Raw genomic sequence first — 22,879 nt, 5'->3', positions numbered from 1 at the left:
GGATGCCTCTGTTTTTGTGTTATATAAGTTGACACCAAATTAGCTTTCTTGTATGATAATCCTAACATTATCGAAGTATCAAGTGTTTAATGTTAAGTTTTATGACGTTTATTGCTTGGGAATTTCTAAATTAAGGGAAGTATATGTGAAAACACGTACCAATTGAAAAATCATCAAGAAGGAGGCAGCTGAAATGTCGACGGCCAAACAGTCGCAATCGCCCTTTTACGATTCGCAATCATTTTATGATGAAATGTTCGACAAAGACTCCTCCGTTCGCCCTCATTATAGTCAAGTCCACCGGCTGTTCGATCGAATGAAGCCCGCGGAGCTCGGGATGAGACAGCAAGCCATCAATCAGAGGATGATGGAGGAGGGCATCACCTTCACGCTCTATGACGGGGCCCAGCAAGAGCCGCTTGAGCGGACGATTCCATTCGATTATATTCCCCGGGTCATACCGAAGCATGAATGGGAGGTCGTCGACCGAGGCGTAAAGCAGCGAACGAAAGCCTTGAACCTGTTCATTAAGGATATCTACCATAAACAGCAAATCGTCGCCGACGGAGTAATACCAAGACGAATGATTGTAGCCAACACATATTTCCGCCCCGAAATGGCCGGTCTGACAGTGCCGGGAGATGTATATATCACAGCATCAGGTATTGATCTTATTCGCGACGAGAAGGGCCGTTACTATGTTCTGGAGGATAATCTTCGCTCTCCCTCGGGCTTCTCCTATCTCTTCAAGGGCAGGACGCTAATGAGCGAGCTGTTCCACGACTTGTATCTCTCTTGCTCCGTGCAGAGCGTTGACCGCAGCTTGAATTGCTTCCTAAGCTCGCTTCGCTCTCTCGCTCCAAATGGCAATTCCAATCCGCTGATCGTGCTGCTAACGCCGGGCTCTTACAATTCCGCCTATTATGAGCACACCTTCCTGGCGCAGCAGATGGGCATACATCTGGTTGAAGGAAGAGATCTCGTGTATAAGGACCACAAAATATACTTGAGAGATCTGAGGGGACTGCGGCAGGTTGACGTGATCTACCGGCGTATAGACGATCAATTTCTCGATCCGCTTACCTTCCAGCCGGATTCCATGCTGGGCGTGCCGGGCCTGATGAATGCTTACCGAGCGGGAAATGTGGCGATTGCGAACGCTCCGGGAACAGGGGTTGCCGATGACAAAGCGATATACGCTTATGTGCCGGATATGATCCGCTATTATTTGGGGGAAGAGCCGATTCTGCACAATGTTCCGACGTATATATTGACGCGTAAGGAGGAACGCGAATACGTGCTGGAGCATCTTCATCAGCTTGTCGTGAAGGAGACCTCGCTTTCGGGAGGATACGGCATGTTGATTGGACAGAGCGCGACGGCGAAAGAGATCGAGGCTTTCGCGGCGGCGATCAAGAAAGAACCGTCCCGCTATATTGCACAGACGACGATGAAGCTGTCGCAGGCTCCGGTTATGGTGGACGGTCAAATGACGCCGCGCCATATCGATTTGAGAGCATTTGCTCTTATGGGCTCCGACACACATGTCATTCCGGGAGGACTTACCCGAGTGGCGATGCAGCAGGGTTCGCTCGTGGTGAATTCCTCGCAAGGCGGCGGAGTGAAGGATACATGGGTGCTTAACCGATAATGAAGGAGGAGAAGCCATGCTGAACCGTAATGCGGAAGCGTTGTTCTGGATTGGGAGATATATGGAACGGGTGGAGAATCACGCGCGTTTGATCGACGTGCATTATCATCTTCAGATGGAAAGAGAAGCAACGATCTACGAGGATTCAGGCGAAGCTGGCGAAGACAAGATTTCCAAATGGATCAGGATAGTCGACGCGCTCGGAAGCCGCGACGCTTACGAGAAGCAATACGGCACCTATACAGAGATGGAAGTGCTGCATTACGCATCGCTGGATCGCGACAATCCCAATTCGATCGTATCCTGCGTATGCAATGCACGGAATAACGTTCGCACGCTGCGCGAGAAGCTTCCGAGCGAGATGTGGGACTATACGAACGGCTTCTATTTATGGCTGCGGGAGAAGCGGCCTGAAGAGCTTCTGCAGGATTCGCCGCATCTTTTCTACGCCAAGATTAAGGAATGGACGGCGATGTTCCTGGGAGTGGCGCAGTCCGTCATGCCGCGCGAGAATGAGTGGCATTTCATCGAATGCGGCAGACATTTGGAGCGGGGCGAGAATACGCTGCGCATTCTGAGCTCCGCGCTCCAGACGGCAAATTCGGAGCCGTGGGATCAGCAGACGGCGTATCCGTATCTACAGGCCGTGCTTCGGTCGGTTAGCGGCTATCAGGCTTTCCGAAGATATTACGCGGACGGCATTACTGTGGAAGCAATTATGGAATTTGTTATTCTGAACACGATTTTCCCGCGTTCGCTTCAATACAGTCTGCAAGCTTTAGATGAGCATCTGCGTCATATTCATCTGCAGGAGAAGAGCCTGCGGAACGAGCATGAGAAGATTATCCGGCAAGTCGGCAAGCTGCGCGCAGATATGGCGATCCTCGAGACGGAAGACCTGGCCATCGACAGAGACGGCGCAATTATCGGGCATCTGTTCAAGTCATTCGGACAATTGGGCGTGATGTTCGCAAAGACCTTTTTTCGCATGGGGGAGGCAAGCGCATGAAGCTCTGTATCAGCCATGTCACGAGGTACGATTATCCCGAGCCGGTAACGGACAGTGTCAATGAAATTCGTCTGACTCCCAGCACGAACGACAGACAATCCTGCTATAATCAATCCATTGCAATAGAACCGAATGCATCGTTATTCACCTATGAAGATTATTTCGGCAATCGCGTGCATGCCTTCTCCGTCAATCAACCGCATCAAAGACTGACGATTCGTTCGAAAATGACTGTAGTGACCAAGAGCTCCTTAAGCGACGAGGAACGAATACGTTATTGCAATGGGCGGGCGCCGCAGCAGGCATGGCAATTTCTTGGCACGGAGGAGGCTGCGAATCGATTTGCGGAATTTCTGCTGGAGACGGCGTATACCTCCGTTACGTCAGAGGTGATTTCTTTCACAGAAGAGGTGGAAGACATCGCGGCTCCGGGCAAGAGCAGGGAAGACTGCAACTTGCTTGACTGGCTCAACGCGCTGAGCAATCTGATACGCGACCAATTCCTATACGATCCCGACGCGACGAATGTGAAGACGACAACTTCGGAGATTTTCTCGAACAAGCGCGGAGTGTGTCAGGATTTCGCTCATTTGATGATTGCATGCTCGCGCTCGATCGGCATTCCTGCGAGATATGTGAGCGGCTATCATTTTGTTGGCGATCTGCAAGGCGGAAGCGCGGATTTCGAGCAAGCGTCACATGCGTGGGTCGAAGCTTATGTGCCATCGCTTGGCTGGTGCAGCTTCGACCCGACGAATCAGGATCCCGTGGGAGAGCGTTATGTGAAGCTTGGCCACGGCAGGGATTATGCGGATATCGTGCCGGTCAAGGGCGTTTACCGCGGCAGCGGCGAACAGGTTTTGCAGGTGACAGTCGATGTGCAGAGCCTGGATGAGTCGAATTGATTATGCTTCTTGAAAATAGCGCAAACGATAATGTATATTTCATCCTCCTCTGTAAATGTTAAAGGAAAGAAAACGGAGGTGTAGAGATGAACATACAGAAGCGGATTTGCGCTGTTTTGCTGTTGGCGGCGGTGATTGCCTCAGCCTCGGGCTGCGGCGCATGGGGCCGCAGCAATAACGGCGATATGAAGCCGTTAAGCGAGAACGAGCCTGTCCGCCGGCTAAGCAGCGGACCCATGCAAGGGCAACTAAGCGAGAAGCATCTTGCACGAATCGCCGATGGGGTGAGCGGCGTGGAAGGCGCTGTCGTCGTCATGCAGGACATGGATGTAGCGGTGGGGATCACAATCGATAACGCGGCGAAGCGGAGAGTGCTTGAGCAGCAGGTATATTCCGCTTTACTGTGGCAATTTCCGGAATATCGCTATCATGTGACGGCCGACAAACAATTGTATGCCAAGCTGCAGGAAGGCGGGGACATAACGCCCTTGCTCGATACGATCGATCGTCAATTCATTCGCCGTTGACAAACACAGAAACCTTCAATCCCCGATTGCGGGGTTGAAGGTTTCTTGATTGTTGTAGATGATGGAGTTAAGCGCGGCCGCGATCGCGGTTCCGAAGACCGGCAAGACCGATCAGACCCAGCAGTCCAAGCCAGCCCCAATTGAAATTATTGTTATTTGTCGTATCTGCCATCGTTCTGTAGTTTGCCGCTTTGTAATTGGTGCGGTTCATCATGTTCGTTCTGTTGTAATCATAGTTGTTGTCGTTCACGTCCAGAACGCGATTAACACCATTCTCGACGTTGGTGGCAGCACGGTTGACGCCATTCTCGACCCTGTTCGTAGCGCGATTCATATCGTACTTCATGGAATGGGTTGTCCGGTTAATATCGTTCTTCATGTTCTGATAGCCGCGATTCATGTCATTCGTCACTGAGTTATCGGTGTACGTTCCCTTCATGTTATTCGCGTGTGCAGCCGGCAACGCAAAGATAAACGTAAAGCATGCGAAAATGACTGCGATTATTCCTGCTTTCTTCATGTAGATCGATCATCCCTTCGAGTGTAGTTTGTGTTTCGAGCTTAGCTTAAGCAAACGCGCCTCTGCCTATGCAATCCATTAACCGCCAAAAGAAGACGGCTTCGCCAATTCAGGGCGAAGCCGTCTTCAATCGAAGGAGGAATATTAGTCTCTAAAATAGACATCGAGCACGGATTCGACATGCGATGCGATATCAGGCTCGCGAAACCCGGATAACTGCATGACGGAAGGAGCCATTAATAACGGAAACAGGATAGCTCCCATAATCTGCGTCATAATGGAATAGACTTGTTGAGTATCCGTTTCTGAGGTTATTTCTTTAATCGCATTCAGAACCAGCTCAATGCCCGTGCTTTTTATGAATGAGATATAATCGTACTGGGTGTCGAATTTATGCTTGCGGTTAGCGGCGATCAAGCGTCTGAGCAATTGCGGATATTGCTTGAATACCGTCATATAATCCGTGAAAAATTGGGCCAATCTATGTTTCGGAGTCAAATCGAGCCGCTCGAAGATATGGAAGCAATCGCGGAATGAATCAAGAATGGATTGCACCACCTCGTTCAACAGCTTTTCCTTGGATCCGAAGTGATAATTGACAAGCGCCACATTAACATCGGCAAGAGCGGCAATCTTGCGAATAGTCACTTCCTCGAAGCCCTCGTTTTTTATAACCTCTATGGTAACATTCAAAATATTGTTTCTTGTAGAAGCCTCTTGCTCATAAGGCATAATATATATGTCACCTCTTCGAATTTGCAATGCATGCAGGCTTTGAAATATTTCGATTGTATTAACATACCCTTTGCTTACGAAACATAAGCTTGTACTACAGTGCTATTCAAACTAAATCTTGTTTTAAACGTTGATTAAATATAAACAGCTTGAAAGAAATATGTCAAGTTAATTTCCATCGCCTAATGACATTTAATTATTAAAATTCTATAATTTAAGGATTGACATCCAAAGGATATTTGATAAGATTAGCGCATGTGTTAAACAGCGATTAAAACTCGGTTCAAATCCTTCTCTAACAGGGTAAATAGAAAAGGGGGAGATAAAATGTCGACTTACGTGATAACCGGAGGATCCGGATTTATTGGCTCTCATGTATGCGAGCTGCTGGTCAAGGGAGGCCACCGCGTCATTAATGTAGACGCGTTCAACGATATGTACGATTACAGAATCAAGCTCGACAACATCCGTCCATTCCTGAGGAATGACGCATTCAAGGATGACTCATCCAAGGCAGAGACGCTTAGAGCTTTGCCTGCTTCTATCAGCGAGCCGAATTATCGACTTGAAATCGTGGATATACGGGATAAATCGCGGCTGGATGAGGTATTTCAATCTGAGCCAATTGATGCGGTCGTGCATTTGGCCGCTTTGCCGGGCGTACGCGCCTCCATCGATCAACCGCTTGAGTTCGAGGAAGTCAATGTAAGAGGCACGCTTAATTTGCTCGAATGCATGAAGGAACATGGAGTGAAGAAATGGGTATGTGCTTCTTCCTCTTCCGTCTATGGCAATAATGAGAAAACGCCTTTCGAGGAAGGGGATCCTGTTGATTTCCCCATTTCATTGTATGCCGCAACCAAAAGGAGCTGCGAGCTTATCGGAGCGACTTATCAGCATTTGTACGGAATTGATGCGATGATGCTTCGTTTCTTCACCGTTTACGGAGAGAGGCAAAGACCGGATTTGGCCATTCACAAATTTACGGACATGATCTTCCAAGGCAAGGAAATTCCCTTCTATGGCGATGGCACGACGATGCGCGATTATACGTACATCGAGGATATTGTTGCGGGAGTTGTCGGATCTCTTCGTTATGTGGAGGAGCATTCCAATGTGTATGAAATTTTGAATTTGGGCGGAGATCGAACGATTACGCTGAAATCGCTTGTGGAGACCATCGAGAAGGAAACGGGAATGAAAGCGAAGCTGAACCGTCTTGGGATGCAAGCCGGCGATGTCAACAGAACCTGCGCCAATATCGACAAAGCAAGGCGATTAATCGGCTTCTCCCCATCCACTTCCTTTGAAGAGGGCATTCATAGATTTGTAACCTGGTATAAAGGAGAGCGAAAAGGTGAAACTATCCGTCGTCGTACCCATTTATAATGAAGAACTGAATATTTCCCATCTGCACAAGGCCATAACGGACGCGTTGCAGGACAAAGTTGAAAGCTATGAAATCGTTTTGGTGAATGACGGCAGCAAGGATGGAAGCGAGCGTGAGATGGAGCGTATTGCAGAGGAAGATCCTCATGTAAAGCCGCTTCATTTTGTGGAAAATTGCGGTCAAACTGCGGCAATCTATGCGGGCATCAAGCATGCGTCAGGAGAATTTATCGCTACGATGGACGGCGATCTTCAGACCGATCCCGAGGATATTTTGACGCTTCTGGCTTATATGGACGAATATGACTTTGCGAACGGCATGCGCACAAGACGCCATGATACTTTCGTGAAGAAAATTTCATCCAGAGTCGGAAACGGTGTGAGGAACTTTATAACAGGCGATCAAATTTACGATACAGGCTGTCCGATGAAGGTGTTTAAACGGCAAGTTGGGGAAAGCTATGCCTTGTACGAAGGCTTTCACCGTTTCTTGCCGACGCTGGCCAGAATGAATGGTTTCCAGGTCATTGAAGTCCCCGTTCGCCACCGCGAGCGTGAGTTCGGCACTTCCAAGTATGGCGTGCTTAACCGCGCGTTTGTCGGTTTGATGGATGCAATTGTCATTGGCTGGCTGCGGAAGCGAGTGATTCGATACTCCATTAGAGGTGAGTAACCTATGAGGGAATGGATGCAGGATTTATTTTCGAAGAGGGAGCATTGGTGGATTCTGTTCGGCTTGATTGGACAAATCATGTTCACTGGACGCTTTGTCGTACAGTGGATCGCCAGCGAGAAGGCGAAGAAAAGCGTAGTGACGCGATCCTTCTGGATGTTCAGTATTCTCGGAAGCAGCGTTTTGTCCATTTATGCCATCTACCGCAAAGACCCGGTCTTCATATTGGGCCAAGTGCCCGGATTATTTATTTATGCGCGGAATTTAATGATTATGAAGAAGGAAGAGCATGAAGAAGCGACGATAGAAGAATCCGCCGTAAGCACGGAAGCTCAATCTAAGTCCACCGTTCAAGAGACAGCGGTAGGCGCGGAGATGGTCATGCGCGAAGAAAATGAGTCCTATGAGAAACGGGAAGCATTAACCGGACGAATAAGGGAAGGCGCCAAATGAATAGACTGCCGAGATAGCTCTCGGACAGCCGGAAGGGTTCTGACTGGAGGACTCTTTTTTCATTTGCGATGCGCTTGCCGGTAGTCATTAGGAGAGCAACCCGTGAGCTTCTTGAATACTCTGCTGAAATATTTGTCATCCTGATAACCTACAATTTGCGCGACTTGCGAAATTTTGAGCTGGGGATTAAGCACATAGCTTTTGGCATAATTGATGCGAAGCTGCTCCACATACTCGGATAGGTTGACGCCTGTCTTCTGTTTGAACCGACGAGAAATATATTCACGGCTTAAGAAAAATTTGTCTGAGATATGCTGAAGCGACAGCTCGGCATTATAGTGCGAATCGATATAAGCTTGTATCTCCTCCATAACATCGCGCTCAGGATTCGCTTTTGTCTGTTGAGAGCCGCCGAACAGATATACGCGATGCTCGGAGGAAGCGATATTGCGCTGAAGCAGAGCCGTTTTCGCTTCGTGATAAGCGGCTTGAACCTCTGCGGGAAATGCTTTTACCGAGCTTACCCCGATATCAAAGCGGGTCGATAACGTCGAGAGGAAGGCGGCGTTAATTGCCGGGAGCAGCTCGTCCAATCGATGCAAGTCATCCCAATGAAGCAGAGCGACTTCCTCGTCATTCGCCCAATAGCGGAATGCAAAGCCAATTCTCTCTTCCAGAAGAAAATCATTGCAAATATTCGTCAACGTGAAGAACAGGAGGTCGCGATGCTTCTCATATTTCCGTCGCACCGCATCATCCATTCCGCTTAGAATTATGAGTGAGCAGGAGCAGTGCTCCGCCGTCTCAAGTTCTGGGAATTCGCGCTGCAGATCCATCAGCTTGCCTCCGTTTGAGGTTCCATGCTGAATGAGCTCCGTAAACATCTTCTCCCGATAGACGGGCTTCAGCAAATTGACCTCAATATTGCGGGATTGCTGCTCTTCTCTTGCCAAATCTTCCTCGCGCCGCATGGCAACGGCCTGCTTAACGGCCGCTTCCAACTGATCGGCGTCAATCGGCTTCAGAATATAATCGATTCCCCCTGTTGTCATGGAATGCCGTACGAATCTGAAGTCGTCATGTCCGCTTATCACGATGGATTTGCTCTCGGGGGCATGCTGTTGAATCCAGCTTAACAGCTCGCAGCCGTCGACTCCGGGCATCATAATGTCCGTGAAGATAATTTCGGGCCGCCATTCCTTGATGATTGCGATGGCCGCCGCTCCTTCCGAAGCCTCCCTGATTTCTCCGATGCCAAGCGACTCCCAATCCACGAGCAAATGAATAGCTTCTCTTACATGCTTCTCGTCATCTACAATAAGCGCCTTCATCACTGCACATCTCCTTTCTCTATCCCAATATGAATGCGAACCGCAAAGCCTTCGCCCGGTGCGCTTCGCAAAGTCATAGTGGTGTTCGTATTGAAGAATAGCCGAAGCCGCATGAGCACATTCGCAAGTCCGATATGTTCGTCTCTGGAGAGCGATTCTGCCGAATCCGGCCGCTCAAGCTGCGCTTGCAGTTGCAAAACGGTCTCGAGCGCGATGCCTTGTCCGTTATCCTCTACCAACAGGGCAAGCCCTCCGTCAGAAGTAACCCGGCATTGAATGGCAATGACAATCGATTTGTCGGAGCTGTTCATGCCATGCTTGAAGATGTTCTCCGCGAGAGGCTGTATGATCATTTTCGGCACTTCAATATTCTCAACGCTTGGCTCGGTCTCTATGCGAATGTGAAGCTGCTCTCCGAACCGCTGCTTCTGAAGCTCCAGGTAAGCCTTCACATGCTCGATTTCCTTCTTCAGCGGGACAACCGTTTCTTCCGTGTTCATATGATAGCGCATCAGCTTGCCGAGAGAGGCGATAAGCTTGTACAAATTTCGATCCTGATTTTTGAGAGCAAGCGTGCCGATGGACTGTAAGGCGTTATAGAGGAAATGGGGATGAACCTGAGCCTGCAGCGCCTTAAGCTGATAGGTTTTGTTCGCGATCTCAAGCTTGTACTCCCGCAGTATAAGATGGTTAATCTGCGCCATCAATTGACGAAATCGCCTCGCCAGTACGCCGATTTCATCTTTGGATTGAATGGGTATTTCTACCTGAAGATTTCCTGCCTGCATGGCGTTAATGGATCCGATGAGCCGCTTGATCCCCTCTGTCATTCGATAAGAAATCAGGATGGTTGCTATGACGGTAACGAGCAGGAAGCATCCAAGCACGAGCATATTGATGCGGGTAATCTGCCTGGCTCCGCTGTATAGATGATCATAAGGGATTCGCTTGACGATTGTCCAATCCATATAGCCGGCTGTCAGCTTCTGGTAGGCGATAAGCCCGTCGAATCGCGAGGAACGGAGATTGAAATTCCCGCTGTTCACGGGCTCTTTCAGCAGCAGATCTACCCACTCTTCGTTGCGTATATTCGTGCCGATCAAATCCTCGGAAGAGCTGTAGACGACATCGCCGGAAGCGTTAACAATCCATAGCTCCTCCTTGCCGGGCGTATACAGCATTTCACTGATTGAACGAATATAATCGAGCGATAAATCAATGGAAAGCCTGCCGATTTCATGCTCGGAAGGAATATCGAGAACCGGACGATGGAAGGACACAACGGGCTTGGAGAAATAGAAGGTGAATTTCTTGCGCTCGTCAAGTCCGTAAGGATGACTGGCATGCGTGGCCTCTACGTAGCCTTCCGGCTTCCAATCAATCGCGGAGTCCTCGGGCGCTGCGGAGCCGCTGGAGGATCTGATCAGATCATTCGCCAGCAGGTATGTCGTATCGGTTTTGTTCACGCTTAGTCTTATTTGGAAAATATCCGGATTCGTCATCGCCATGCTGCGCAGCGTAGAGCTGATCAAGGATTGTCCGTCTTGAGTGCTGCCTTGCGGCAGTTCGCCGTCGCGCAGCAGCCGGAATATGGCATCGCCGGCATTTGCATCATAATACACTGAATTGAACAGTTTATTAAAGAGCTCGAAGTAATTGGCAAGATTGGACTCCCCTTGGAACAGCAATTTGGAGTTCTCCGCCATGGCTTGCTTGGTGATCGACGAGGTTGTCCGCTGATACGTAATGAACATCGAGATAGAGATGGGAAGGATCGTCGCCGCGAGCAGAACAATCATAAGCTTTTTGCGAAGGCTTGTTTTCACAGGCTGTCACATCGTTTTTTGCACATCAATATAATCCACCTTATGCGTCATTTCTCTCAGTGTACAGTCAATTCCATGCCTTGTATACTTCAAATCAATGAAACGGTTTCTGCAAGGCGAGAGGAGAGTAAGTCAATGACAACGAGAAGAAAGCAATTCAGCGAGTGGCTGCAGCAGCTTTATTTCATCGGACCTTCCCTAGTATTCTTTGTTCTGATTGTGCTTATTCCGTTTGCAATGGGCATGTATTATGCGTTTACGGACTGGAACGGCGTATCGAATGAAGTGAAATGGATAGGCCTTGATAATTTCAAAACGATCTTCATGAATGATGATAATTTCAGAAATTCATTCGTATTCACGATGAAATTCACGGTAACAGCCGTTATTCTGACCAATCTGGTCGGCTTCGGGCTGGCGCTCTTGTTGACCAGACCGATTCGCACGAAGAACGCGCTTCGGACAATCTTCTTCCTGCCGAATGTCATCGGAGGGCTGCTTCTGGGCTTCATCTGGCAATTCATCTTCATCAAAGGCTTTGCGGCTGTCGGATCCGCAACCGGGCTTGCTTTCTTCAATCTGCCATGGCTCGGCGACGCAAGCACCGGCTTCTGGGGCGTCGTCATCGTCAGTGTCTGGCAGGGAGCGGGTTATCTCATGATTATTTATATCGCGGGATTAATCAATATCCCGAATGAGCTGATGGAAGCGGCGTCGATTGACGGAGCGAACTTTCTTCAGAAGCTGAAGAGCATTATCGTGCCGCTCATTATGCCGGCGGTAACCGTATGCTTGTTCCTGACGATCTCCAATTCGTTCAAAATATTCGATGTGGTCTACTCGCTGACTCGAGGCGGTCCGTACAAATCAACGGAGCCCGTCACGATGAATATTTATTTCGAGGCTTTCACGAACAACCGCATGGGTCTTGGCGCCGCGAAGGCGCTGATCTTCTTCTTGATCGTCGCAACGATTACGCTGATTCAAGTGACGATTACGAAGCGCAAGGAGGTGCAGTCGTAATGGAAACTACGCGCAGCTACACATGGCGGATATTGCTTATCGAGATCATTGCGATTTTGCTTGCTCTGCTCTTTCTGGTTCCGTTCTATTTCGTGCTCGTGAATTCGGTGAAGAGCTTCGCCGATCTGCTCATGCATTCGGCGGATTGGCCAAGAGCCTTCGTCTGGTCGAACTACACGCGCGTCTGGGATATCATTCAGTATCCGAAGGTGTTCCTGAATTCCTTGATCGTGACTTTGGCTGCCAATGCGGGAATTGCGCTCTTCAGCGCCATGGCGGCTTATCGTCTGGTGCGACGTCCGACCAAGCTCAACAACGTTATATTCGGTTTGTTCGTGGCGGCAATGGTTATTCCGTTCCAATCCATAATGATTCCGCTCGTGAAGGTCGCTTCCTTCACCGGCTTGTTCAATTCGCTGATTGGATTAATCGTCTGCTATTTCGGCTTTGGCGTCTCGCTTGCCACCTTCCTCGTACACGGCTTCGTGAAATCGATTCCGCTTGAAATCGAGGAAGCGGCGATCGTGGATGGAGCGTCGCCATACGGCGTCTTCTGGAGAATCGTCTTCCCGCTTCTGAAGCCGATGACGGTAACGATCATATTGCTCAACAGCCTATGGATATGGAATGACTTTCTGCTGCCGTCGCTCATGTTGTCCGACGCGGGCCTCCGCACCATACCGCTTGCAACGAGTTCCTTCTTCGCGCAATATACGAAGCAGTGGGATCTTGCGCTCGCAGGGCTTGTGCTGGGCGTCACGCCAATCGTTATCTTCTTCTTGATCATGCAACGTCATATCATAGAAGGCATTACGGCTGGCTCGGTGAAAGGTTAATATAATCCACCCAAGAGATCAATAACGTTGGTGTTGCCCTTATGCGACGAACGATATAATAGACGTTGCAAAGGTTTTCATATCAGATAGTTCACAAGGAATTGGATTAAAAAAACATTATATTTGGAGGGTCAAACATGATGAACAAAAAGGTATCGGCAGTGCTGCTAAGCTCGGTTATGGCATTCTCAGTACTAACGGCTTGCGGAAATAACAATTCGAATACAGGCAACAAGAACAATGAAGGCGGCACGAATACGGCTGAGCAGACGCCAGCTTCGAACGGCGAGAAGAAGGTCGTGAAGATTTTCCAATTCAAGGTTGAGATCGCGGATGCGATGGCGAAGATGGAGAAGGAATATGAGAAGGAATTCCCGAACATCGATTTGCAAATTGAGACCGTTGGCGGCGGCGCGGATTACGGCGCGGCTTTGAAGGCGAAATTCGCTTCCGGCGATGAGCCGGATATCTTCAACAACGGCGGCTGGAACGACGCAGTGGTGTGGCAGGATAAGCTCGAGGATCTGTCGGGCGAACCATGGGTGGCGAATCTGATCGAATCCACCAAGCAGCAAATTACAATCGACGGCAAGCTGCTTGGCATGCCGATGAATACCGAAGGCTACGGCTTTATCTACAACAAGGATCTGTTCGACAAAGCGGGCGTGACAGAAGTGCCGACGACGCTCAGCGGTCTGCGCGACGCGGCCCAGAAGCTGAAGGATTCCGGCGTGACGCCTTTCGAGAACGGCTATGGCGAGTGGTGGGTGCTTGGCAATCATACGTTCAACGTTGCGCTTGCGAAGCAGCCGGATCCGGTTGCCTTCATCAACGGCGTGAAGGACGGCTCCCAGAGCTTCGCGGATAACGCGGTATTCAAGGATTGGGTGAACCTGCTGGACACGACGATTGAATTCGGGCAGAAAAATCCGGTAACAACGGACTACAATACGCAAGTCACCGAATTCGCTGCCGGCGGCGCTGCAATGACACAGCAGGGCAACTGGACGCAGGTGCAGATCGACGGCGTGAATCCGGATGCGAATCTGGCCGTGCTGCCAATGCCGATCAACGACGACGCGTCGCTTAACGACAATATCTTCGTAGGCGTGCCGAACAACTGGGTCATCAACAAGAAATCCGCTGTGAAGCAAGAAGCGAAGGACTTCTTGAACTGGATGGTTTCCTCGGAGACAGGACAGCATTATCTGGTCGATGAGTTCAAGTTCATCCCGGCGATGACTAATATTCCGTTCACGAACGAGCAGCTTGGCGATATTGCGGCTTCGATCTCCGAGTACAGCAGCGCGGGCAAGACGCTTCCATGGGTATGGGCGATGCTGCCGGACGGCGCTCCTCAAGAAATCGGCGCTTCCATGCAGGCATACGCGGCTGGCAAGATGAACAAGGAAGAGCTGCTGGCTTCCTTCGACAAGACGGTTCAGAATTTGGCGAAGAAGTAAGCCGGAGGAAAGAGCAGAAATTGTGCTTCCTCATAACACCGCAAAGACCGCCGTTTGGCGGTTTTTGGCTTATAGTGGGCGGTGAGGGATTTCCAGCTAAATGAACAATATAGTGGGCGAAAGTAGACAAAAGGAGCCCCGCCAGGAGCTCCCACGTGCTTTTCAACATATTGCCTTTCACAAGGTCATCAAACAAACTTCCGGCTCGTCTTCTTACCGTCGCAGCTGAACACGATTTTTTTGTCCTCGACCATCGTTTCAAGATGCACGTTCTTGCCCCATAGCCGGACGACATACGGCAGCGTGCGTTCGACATACTTCAGATCCAGCTCCACGCCCTCGTATTGATGAAGCAGATACAGATCTCCCATCCTATTGAAGTCGCCGTCCTTCACGAGCAAGGTCGGGAAGCCGCCGTTAACCTTCGAATAGACGAGCTGGTCTCGAATATTTTCCCAGCCTTTGTCGGTAATTTTCCATTCGGGCCCCTTCTTCTCGAAAATATACAGATCCAGATCGTCTACAAGCTGCTTGGTCAAATAATTACGCAGAAACGAGATGTCCGAATCGAATTCGCGGACCTCGAAGATCTTCTCGCGACCTTTGCCGGGCACCCGCCCGAATCTTTCTTGTTCCTCCATCGTCGGATTGTCCCAGCGCTTCTCGATATCCTCGAAGATCTTCAAACCGAGGTAATACGGATTGAGGCTGTTGCGCGACGGCACGACGACGGAAGAATTCAGTTTGGCGAATTCGATCGTCTCGTCGCTGGTCAGGTCCAGCTCCCGAATGATGCGCTGATGCCAGTAGGAAGCCCAGCCCTCGTTCATAATCTTCGTCTCGATCTGCGGCCAGAAGTAGAGCATCTCGTCCCGCAGCATCGACAGAATATCCCGCTGCCAGTCCTTCAGTATAGGCGAGTATTCTTCGATGAACCAAATAATATCCTTCTCGGGACGCGGGGGGAAGCGCTTGGCTTCTTCCGCCTTGGCCTCGGCTGCCGCTTTCTCTTCGGCCCGAACCTCCGTATCGAGATCCCATAGTTCATCATACTTGCTTGCCTGATGAATACCTTTGTTTCGTTCGAGCTCCTTGCTGCTCATCTCGATATACCGCTTCTTATCCAACTGGTAAGGCTTGATCAGGGTTGGATCGACATGCTCTTGAATAGCAAGAATCGCGTCGATGAATTTCTCGACTGCTTCCGTGCCATGCTCCATCTCGTATTGATGAATGCGGTCAGCCGTGGCGGACATGCTCTCGACCATATTCCGATTGGATACGCCGAAGCGAGCGTTATTCTTGAAGAAATCGCAGTGGGCGAGCACATGGGCGACAATCAGCTTGTTCTGAATGAGCGAGTTGCCTTCGAGCAAGAAGGCGTAGCACGGATTCGAATTAATGACGAGCTCGTAAATTTTGCTAAGCCCGAAGTCGTATTGCATCTTCATCTTGTTGAAGGTCTTGCCGAAGCTCCAATGGCTGAAGCGGGTCGGCATGCCGTAGGCACCGAAGGTGTAGATAATATCGGCGGGGCAGATCTCGTATCGCATTTGATAGAAGTCGAGCCCGAAGCCGCTGGCGATTTCCGTGATTTCATCAATGGATCTCTCCAGTTCGCGTATGTCATCCTGATTCATCCTTCATCCCTCCGTGCGAATAAGTACGATTCATACCATATGTATGTGGACACGGGGCAACTTATGATAAGGGAGAGACATTCCGGATATCGTTGAATATGCTTTGGGAAGGCTATACAATGGATAGAAGATTCCTTATATAGCTTGAATAGACGAATTAGCGAAAGGAAGCGAGACTCATGTCAAAAAAATGTAATCCGGAGCTCGACGCTGCTTATATGATGGCTCAACTGCAATCGCTCCTTGCCATTCCGAGTCCAAGCGGCTTTTGCATGAGGATTATGGGTTATATGGAAGAGGAAGCGGAAAAGCTTGGTTATTCACTGGAGCAAACGCCCAAAGGAACAGGAATCATCACAATTCCAGGTCAGGATGATTCGCAAACCATCGGCATTTCCGCTCATGTGGACACGCTCGGAGCGATGGTGCGTTCGATCAAAGGGAATGGGATGCTGCGCTTTACCCCGATTGGCGGGTATGCCATGGCTACGGTTGAAGGAGAATATTGTATGATTCATACGCGAGACGGGCACGAGTATGAAGGAACGGTATTAACGACTCATCCATCCGTCCATGTATACAGCGATGCCAGAGATATGAAGCGCGAGGAAGCTAATATGGAAATTCGCATTGACGAGATGGTAAGCTCGAAGGAGGATACAGAGAAGCTGGGCATATCGGTCGGCGACTTCATCTCATGGGACCCAAGGACCCGGATGCTGGATAACGGCTGGATCAAATCGCGCCATCTGGATGACAAAGCTTGCGTAGCGTCCGTGCTTGGATTGATGGAATGGCTGAAACGGGAAAATAAAACGCCGGCCCACACGCTGAAAATCATCATCTCCACCTATGAAGAAGTAGGTCACGGCAGCTCTTATCTTCCAGCTGATATAACGGAGCTGCTGGCGGTGGATATGGGCGCGCTTGGCGACGATTTGTCCGGTTCCGAGCAGAACGTGTCGATCTGTGCCAAGGATTCGTCAGGTCCTTATGATTATGGGATGACGACCAAATTGATCGAGCTTGCAAAGCGCGAAGAGCTGCCGTACGCAGTCGATATCTATCCGTATTACGGCTCCGATGCTTCTGCGGCTCTAAGAGGCGGAAGCAATATCCGCGCAGCTTTGCTCGGACCGGGCGTGCACGCTTCGCACGGCATGGAGCGAACGCACAAGGATGCGGTAGTGAACACCGCGGCTTTGCTGCTCGCCTATGTGATGACGCCGATTCATTAAGAAGCCAGCGTTTATGGTTGGAGTGATAGATCGAATTGAATATGAATATATTGGTTTACAATAATAGCGACGAGAGTCAATCTCGTCTATTTTTTTATTCAATATTATTTATGGAAGAAGGAGAAAGGGGGTTCTTGTCGAATAAAGTCTAACAATGGATAATATTGTATCTTGACTAAGAAGATGCGAAGGGATTGAAGAACTTGTTCCCTACGGTATGGTCACCTATTCTGCATGGGTTCTTATATTTGCTTGCAGCCAGCCTGCTCTTCCTGATCGTGTCGCCTGCCAGTCTTGCCCGCCAGAGATGGCGGGAGTTTCAATTCAGCGGCATCGCCATTGTAACCGCCGCGCTTTATCTTGGGCTGGAATTCGCTCAGCCCGAAGTATATGCGCTCTTTATGCTGCCGGTCGTATGGACAGCTACATTGTTGCATAACAAGCGAACATCAACGGTTATTAACTTTATCTTTCTTGCAGGTATTGGCATATATGAGCTTAAGGGAGATTGGATAGCGATTATGGCAAGCTGTCTGTTTGCTTTTGCAGTCAGCTGTCTGTTCCATAGAAACTATCCGATTCAATCGAAGTGGCGGCTTTCCCTTTTTTCCATATCCATGTCGGCCGTCTACCTCATTGTGTATATGCAGATGGATTACTATTTCTACGGCAAGAAATTGCCTCTCGATCTTCATATATGGTTGGTATGGTCAACGCTTCTTGCTTCGCAATCGATTACATTTGTCTATTTTTTCATCAAAAATCAATTGCGGCTGCAACGTGATCTCGTGCTCTCGGAGAAATATCAAAGTGTCGCTCAGCTTGCGGCTTCTATCTCGCATGAGATTAGGAATCCGCTTACGACGACTCGCGGTTTTTTGCAGTTGATGAATGTGGACAAGCTCAGCAAAGAAAATTTCGAGCGATACAGGAAGTATGCATTCGAAGGCTTGGACCATGCGAATAATATTATTACCGATTACCTGAATTTCTCGAAGCCCAGTATAGAAACTCCAAGAGCGTTGAATGTGAAGGAGGAGCTGGAAAGCGTGGTGTTATGGCTGCAGCCGTTTTCTGCACAGAAAAATGTGTCAATCGTCACTCATCATTTGTCCCATGAAGCGTTGTATATTCATGCGCAGCCAAAGCAATTTCAGCAGTGCATGCTTAATATTATGAAGAATGCGATCGAATCAATGGCTGACGGAGGATTGTTGACAGTTCACTCAAGGCTGGAGCAAGGCCAGATTCAAATTCTGATCAGAGATACGGGTATTGGGATGAGCAGCGAACAATTGAAGCAGATTGGCACGCCTTATTTCTCAATGAAGGACAAGGGAACAGGGCTTGGACTAATGGTCGTCATGAACCTGGTGAAGGCGATGGACGGCAAAATCTTCTTTCGAAGCAAGCTGAATCAAGGCACAATCTGCGAATTGCATTTTCATAGAGTTGATGCGTCTGAAATAAAAGACAAGGAAACGGCAGATAAGAAGGATTGGAATGAAGAATCGAAACCTGCTGCGCCCTCCGGACTTACAGGGACAACGAATTCGAATTAAATCGTAATCGATTAAGCCAAGCAGCAATTGCTGGCTTTTTTAATGTTTATTAGATTAATATAAATATTAATTCTAACATTTTAAAATTGCTATTGAATTAATTCAATAACTATTGTTTAATTATGCTATGGAATAATTGCATATTGGTTTCCAAATACGTGCTGCGAGGTGCCTTCCTAATGAATAAGGCTTCAATGATTGTGGATAAGGATTTTGTTGTGGGGAAAGTGGATGAACGCATTTATGGTTCTTTTATCGAACATTTAGGCAGGGCCGTTTACGGAGGTATCTATGAATCGAATCATCCGACCGCGGACGAACAAGGCTTTCGTGCCGATGTGCTGGAGCTGGTAAAGGGACTTCAAGTTCCGATTGTTCGTTATCCTGGAGGGAACTTTGTTTCCGGATACAATTGGGAGGACGGTGTTGGCCCGCTTAACGAAAGGCCAAGAAGGCTCGAACTCGCTTGGCGCACAATTGAACCGAATTGGATCGGATTCAATGAATTTATCGATTGGTGCAAGAAAGCGAATACAGAAGCGATGATGGCCGTAAATTTAGGGACAAGAGGTGTAGACGAAGCTCGCAATTTGGTCGAATACAGCAATCATCCTTCAGGAAGCTATTGGAGCGATCTGAGAGTGTCTCACGGCTACAAGGATCCGCATGCCGTGAAAACATGGTGTCTTGGCAATGAGATGGACGGACCTTGGCAGATTGGCCATAAGACTGCAACGGAGTATGGGCGGATTGCGAACGAAGCAGGCAAAGTGATGAAGTGGGTGGATCCGACGATTGAGCTGGTAGCTTGCGGAAGCTCTAACAGGGGAATGGCCACGTTCCCGGAATGGGAAGCTGCGGTGCTGGACCTGGCTTATGAAACGGTCGATTATTTGTCCATACACCAATACTATGGCAACCAGAAGAACGATACGCCGAATTTCTTGGCGCAATCGGTCGGCATGGACGATTATATTCATACGGTTATTTCGACCTGCGATTATATCCAGGCGAAGAAGAGGGGCAAGAAAAAAATTCATCTCTCCTTTGACGAATGGAATGTTTGGTTCCACTCTCACGAGCAGGATAAACAGCTCGAGCCATGGACGATTGCTCCGCCGCAGCTTGAGGACATCTATACGCATGAAGATGCGCTGCTGGTCGGCTGTATGTTGATTAGTATGCTGAAGCGGGCGGATCGCGTGAAGATGGCTTGCATCGCGCAGCTTGTCAATGTCATTGCTCCGATTATGACGGAGAACGGCGGATCTGCCTGGAAGCAAACGATCTATTACCCTTACATGCACGCCAGTGTTTTCGGTAGAGGAGAGGTCCTCGTGCCGCTTGTAAAGTCGCCGAAGTATGACAGCTCCGAGTTCACTGATGTTCCTTACGTGGAGACCGTTGCGATTCATAGTGAAGAGAAATCGGAGGTTGTCGTATTCGCTGTCAATCGTCATCTTGAGGAAGCGATGCTCTTCGAAATTGATTTGCGCAGCTTCGGAGGGGGTCGTATAATGGAACATATCGTGCTGGAGCATGAGGATCTGAAAGCAACGAACACCGCCGAAATGCCGAATCGGGTACAGCCGCATTCCTCGGGCAACGCGGCAATGACCCAGGAGGGTAAGATTACCGCGTCGCTCGGCAAAGCTTCATGGAATGTTATCCGCATTAAGGTTTAACAGCAAGGATGTCCAATTGCTGCTCCGGCAGCCTTTGCGACATCCTTATTTCATAAAATAGGGCGGAATTATGAAGGAGTGGCATAATGATAGAGGCAAATACGGATTCGAGGTGGCTGCCGCTTTATGAAGCGTTGGCCAGCGAGGTCAGGCTCGCAATCGTAAAGCTTCTTGCGAACGCTACGATGAATGTGAAGGATATTGCTAGCGCTTTGGGACTTAGCAGCGCTATCGTTACGATGCATATTCGCAAACTGGAAGAAGCCGGTTTGGTGAAAACCGCAAAGGTCCGCAAAGACGGCGGAACCCACAAAATGTGCGAGCTCGCCGAACGTTCCATAACGATAGAGCTGCCGCAGAAGGACTCTGACAAGTCGAAATACCACGAAACAAGTGTGCCTGTCGGCCATTATACCGAATATGAAATTTTTCCGACCTGCGGAATCGCAACATCCGAGCATCTTATCGGCCAGTATGACGATCCGCGCTATTTCATGGAACCGGAGCGGATGAACGCCGGTATATTGTGGTTTGGCCGAGGCTATGTGGAATACAAGCTCCCCAACTATCTGCTGACGGGTCAACGGCCCTCAGCTTTGGAAATTACGCTCGAGATTGGCTCCGAGGCTCCCGGTATTAGCGATAACTGGCCTTCCGACATCAGCTTCGAGATCAATGGCTGTGAAATCGGATCGTGGACAAGTCCCGGAGATTATGGGAAGCATCGCGGCAGATTTTCTCCTAATTGGTGGCCGGACTATATTAATCAATACGGATTGCTTAAGCGAATTCGAATTCAGGAGGACGGCACATACCTCGATGGACAGCCCTTATCCGCCTCGACGATTCACGATATCGCGCTGGAAAGGAATTATTGGACATTCCGTCTCGGCGTCAAACCCGATGCGGAGCATATCGGCGGCTTGACGCTGTACGGCAAAGGATTCGGCAATTACAATCATGATATTTTGTTTAAAGTCTATTATGAAACGGCGCGTGTCTAGAATAAACTCCATTTCAGATTTTGAGAGAGTGTTTCGAGCAAATGAACGCCGGCAATGCTGTTCCCCTTTGCGTTCAGAGCAGGGCCGGCAACTCCGATGCCGAATTTGCCCGGCACCAAGGTGAGAATGCCCCCGGCTACGCCGCTTTTGGCGGGCAATCCGACCTGAATGGCGAATTGTCCAGACGCATTGTACATGCCGCATGTAACCATGAACGTTTTGGCAATTTGAACATATCTGCGCGGGATGTGTTGGATGCCGCTCAACGGATCTTTTCCGTCGAATGCCAGCACAAGAGCCATTCGAGCGAGATCTGCACAGGTGACATCGATCGAGCAATGTCGAAAGTATACGTTAAGAATGTCGTCCACATTGCCCCTAAGAATCCCTTTATCTTTCAGAAAATATGCCATGGAACGGTTCAAGTCTGCCGTATGGGATTCGGATTGAAAGACGGCGTCGTTGTATGCGAGGGAATCGTTATTCGCTAACTGTTTGAAAAAATCGAGAATTCGATTGTTTTTCTCACCGGCATTTTCGCCTTTAATAAGAGACGAGATGGCAATGGCTCCTGCGTTAATGAGAGGGTTGAAGGGGATGCTTGGTTGAACGAGCTCCAGCTTCAGCATGGAGTTGAAATGATCTCCTGTCGGCTCCATTCCTACTTTGTCGAACACAAGGTCTTCGCCGTTATCCATCAAGGCAAGCAACAGGGTGAATACCTTCGAGATACTCTGCATGGTGAAGGGAATTCCGCAATCGCCTGCGGTTATGGAATTGCCTGCGGCGTCTATAATGTGAATGCCCAGCGAATCGGAGTTCGCTTTCGCCAATTCCGGTATATATCCCGCGACCTTGCCGTCTGCGCATCGTTTACGGCTATTTGCCAACCAGTCAGGCAGTTGCTGTTTTATAAGATTGATTTCATCATTGTTGTTTTTATGGCTATGGTTGTTCATGGGCGCACCGCCTTTCATAGAGTTTAACAGCTGCGATACTGTTACCACCTCGATTTAAATTATAATGGTTAGAGCCTGCTTCAACAAACATGATGATGATTTTCAACTAAATCAATAGAAATTAATTTTTTTTGATAAAAGCTTGACCATTTAAATACATCCGTGGTATATTCTAATTCCGGCCGAGAGATAAACAAGGCTCGGGTGAGAATGTGATTGTTCTTTGAAAACTGAACAACGAGTGAAACTGCCTCATTACATGAACGAAGCTTGCTTCGTTGAGATAATGAAAAAGCGAAAAAAAATGAGCAAGTCGAACTACCCTTGGAGCTTTTCGCATTGGCTTTGCCAAGTACGAAAACTCCCTTTATGGAGAGTTTGATCCTGGCTCAGGACGAACGCTGGCGGCGTGCCTAATACATGCAAGTCGAGCGGAGTTATGCCTTCGGG

The 22,879-nt window shown here is 49.1% G+C and carries 20 protein-coding genes and 1 rRNA gene; 15 read left to right on the top strand and 6 right to left on the bottom strand.

Translation table 11 applies throughout. The annotated features are described in order from the left end of the window. The first annotated feature begins 193 nt into the window (after positions 1-193). The 4 genes from HFP08_RS22810 (at position 194) to HFP08_RS22795 (ending at position 4,092) form a co-directional block, all read left to right on the top strand. Positions 194-1,651, top strand: coding sequence for a circularly permuted type 2 ATP-grasp protein (locus tag HFP08_RS22810; RefSeq protein ID WP_168122933.1), 1,458 nt, complete (start codon positions 194-196; stop codon positions 1,649-1,651). A gap of 16 nt (positions 1,652-1,667) precedes the next feature. Next, complete coding sequence (locus HFP08_RS22805; protein ID WP_168122932.1) at positions 1,668-2,660, top strand: alpha-E domain-containing protein; 993 nt, start codon at positions 1,668-1,670, stop codon at positions 2,658-2,660. Next, positions 2,657-3,565 (top strand): transglutaminase family protein, encoded by a 909-nt coding sequence (locus HFP08_RS22800; protein ID WP_168122931.1) that lies wholly within the window; start codon positions 2,657-2,659, stop codon positions 3,563-3,565. Before HFP08_RS22805 ends, HFP08_RS22800 begins: the two co-directional genes overlap by 4 nt. 86 nt (positions 3,566-3,651) lie before the next feature. After that, positions 3,652-4,092: a hypothetical protein gene (locus HFP08_RS22795; RefSeq protein WP_168122930.1), complete on the top strand. Its 441-nt coding sequence runs from the start codon at positions 3,652-3,654 to the stop codon at positions 4,090-4,092. A 67-nt stretch (positions 4,093-4,159) separates the two neighbouring features. Here the strand turns inward: HFP08_RS22795 and HFP08_RS29375 are convergent, their stop codons facing one another. Together HFP08_RS29375 and HFP08_RS22785 are read right to left on the bottom strand one after the other, a co-directional pair. Next, positions 4,160-4,612: a WGxxGxxG family protein gene (locus tag HFP08_RS29375; protein WP_240941763.1), complete on the bottom strand. Its 453-nt coding sequence runs from the start codon at positions 4,610-4,612 to the stop codon at positions 4,160-4,162. Between the two features lie 144 nt (positions 4,613-4,756). Further along, on the bottom strand, positions 4,757-5,344 hold the full coding sequence (locus HFP08_RS22785) for a TetR/AcrR family transcriptional regulator (protein ID WP_168122929.1): 588 nt from the start codon (positions 5,342-5,344) through the stop codon (positions 4,757-4,759). A gap of 330 nt (positions 5,345-5,674) precedes the next feature. Here HFP08_RS22785 and HFP08_RS22780 point away from each other — a divergent pair, with 330 nt between their 5' ends. The 3 genes from HFP08_RS22780 to HFP08_RS22770 are packed head-to-tail and all read left to right on the top strand — an operon-like array spanning position 5,675 to position 7,862. After that, positions 5,675-6,736: a GDP-mannose 4,6-dehydratase gene (locus tag HFP08_RS22780; protein WP_168122928.1), complete on the top strand. Its 1,062-nt coding sequence runs from the start codon at positions 5,675-5,677 to the stop codon at positions 6,734-6,736. Further along, complete coding sequence (locus tag HFP08_RS22775; RefSeq protein WP_168122927.1) at positions 6,705-7,409, top strand: glycosyltransferase family 2 protein; 705 nt, start codon at positions 6,705-6,707, stop codon at positions 7,407-7,409. The genes HFP08_RS22780 and HFP08_RS22775 overlap by 32 nt, the downstream gene beginning before the upstream one ends. A gap of 3 nt (positions 7,410-7,412) precedes the next feature. Next, positions 7,413-7,862 (top strand): lipid-A-disaccharide synthase N-terminal domain-containing protein, encoded by a 450-nt coding sequence (locus HFP08_RS22770; protein WP_168122926.1) that lies wholly within the window; start codon positions 7,413-7,415, stop codon positions 7,860-7,862. A gap of 59 nt (positions 7,863-7,921) precedes the next feature. Here the strand turns inward: HFP08_RS22770 and HFP08_RS22765 are convergent, their stop codons facing one another. Both HFP08_RS22765 and HFP08_RS22760 read right to left on the bottom strand, forming a co-directional pair. After that, positions 7,922-9,193 (bottom strand): response regulator transcription factor, encoded by a 1,272-nt coding sequence (locus tag HFP08_RS22765; RefSeq protein WP_168122925.1) that lies wholly within the window; start codon positions 9,191-9,193, stop codon positions 7,922-7,924. Beyond that, positions 9,193-11,019 carry a cache domain-containing sensor histidine kinase gene (locus HFP08_RS22760; RefSeq protein ID WP_168122924.1) on the bottom strand — a complete coding sequence of 609 codons (1,827 nt, stop codon included), beginning with the start codon at positions 11,017-11,019 and terminating at the stop codon, positions 9,193-9,195. The genes HFP08_RS22765 and HFP08_RS22760 overlap by 1 nt, the downstream gene beginning before the upstream one ends. Before the next feature lie 135 nt (positions 11,020-11,154). On the opposite strand from HFP08_RS22760, the gene HFP08_RS22755 reads away from it, so the two are divergent. The 3 genes from HFP08_RS22755 (at position 11,155) to HFP08_RS22745 (ending at position 14,341) form a co-directional block, all read left to right on the top strand. Next, positions 11,155-12,042 (top strand): carbohydrate ABC transporter permease, encoded by an 888-nt coding sequence (locus HFP08_RS22755; protein ID WP_168122923.1) that lies wholly within the window; start codon positions 11,155-11,157, stop codon positions 12,040-12,042. Then, positions 12,042-12,878 (top strand): carbohydrate ABC transporter permease, encoded by an 837-nt coding sequence (locus HFP08_RS22750; RefSeq protein ID WP_168122922.1) that lies wholly within the window; start codon positions 12,042-12,044, stop codon positions 12,876-12,878. Before HFP08_RS22755 ends, HFP08_RS22750 begins: the two co-directional genes overlap by 1 nt. Positions 12,879-13,015: 137 nt before the next feature. Beyond that, the gene (locus HFP08_RS22745; protein ID WP_240941761.1) at positions 13,016-14,341 is read left to right on the top strand and encodes an ABC transporter substrate-binding protein; all 1,326 of its coding nucleotides are present in this window, start codon (positions 13,016-13,018) and stop codon (positions 14,339-14,341) included. A 188-nt stretch (positions 14,342-14,529) separates the two neighbouring features. Here HFP08_RS22745 and HFP08_RS22740 read toward each other — a convergent pair whose 3' ends face one another. Next, the gene (locus HFP08_RS22740; protein WP_168122921.1) at positions 14,530-15,981 is read right to left on the bottom strand and encodes a SpoVR family protein; all 1,452 of its coding nucleotides are present in this window, start codon (positions 15,979-15,981) and stop codon (positions 14,530-14,532) included. A gap of 179 nt (positions 15,982-16,160) precedes the next feature. Between HFP08_RS22740 and HFP08_RS22735 the strand changes: the two genes are divergently transcribed. From HFP08_RS22735 to HFP08_RS22720, 4 genes are all read left to right on the top strand, one after another. Further along, on the top strand, positions 16,161-17,219 hold the full coding sequence (locus HFP08_RS22735) for a M42 family metallopeptidase (protein WP_168122920.1): 1,059 nt from the start codon (positions 16,161-16,163) through the stop codon (positions 17,217-17,219). Positions 17,220-17,413: 194 nt separating this feature from the next. Then, the gene (locus HFP08_RS22730) at positions 17,414-18,781 is read left to right on the top strand and encodes an ATP-binding protein (protein WP_168122919.1); all 1,368 of its coding nucleotides are present in this window, start codon (positions 17,414-17,416) and stop codon (positions 18,779-18,781) included. A 179-nt stretch (positions 18,782-18,960) separates the two neighbouring features. Then, a complete protein-coding gene (arfA, locus tag HFP08_RS22725; RefSeq protein WP_168122918.1) occupies positions 18,961-20,466 on the top strand; it encodes an arabinosylfuranosidase ArfA in 1,506 nt (501 codons plus the stop codon). Positions 20,467-20,552: 86 nt separating this feature from the next. Next, positions 20,553-21,470 carry an ArsR/SmtB family transcription factor gene (locus tag HFP08_RS22720; RefSeq protein WP_168122917.1) on the top strand — a complete coding sequence of 306 codons (918 nt, stop codon included), beginning with the start codon at positions 20,553-20,555 and terminating at the stop codon, positions 21,468-21,470. Here the strand turns inward: HFP08_RS22720 and glsA are convergent. Further along, on the bottom strand, positions 21,467-22,429 hold the full coding sequence (glsA, locus tag HFP08_RS22715) for a glutaminase A (RefSeq protein WP_168122916.1): 963 nt from the start codon (positions 22,427-22,429) through the stop codon (positions 21,467-21,469). The two genes, HFP08_RS22720 and glsA, sit on opposite strands and share 4 nt — an antisense overlap. A 366-nt stretch (positions 22,430-22,795) precedes the next feature. Here glsA and HFP08_RS22710 point away from each other — a divergent pair. Next, positions 22,796-22,879 (top strand): 16S ribosomal RNA (locus HFP08_RS22710); the annotation flags it as partial.

This window comes from Paenibacillus sp. HB172176 (assembly GCF_011947265.1).
Lineage (GTDB): Bacteria > Bacillota > Bacilli > Paenibacillales > Paenibacillaceae > Pristimantibacillus.
Note: the sequence above shows the minus strand (reverse complement) of the source record. Positions and strands in the feature narration are given on the sequence as shown.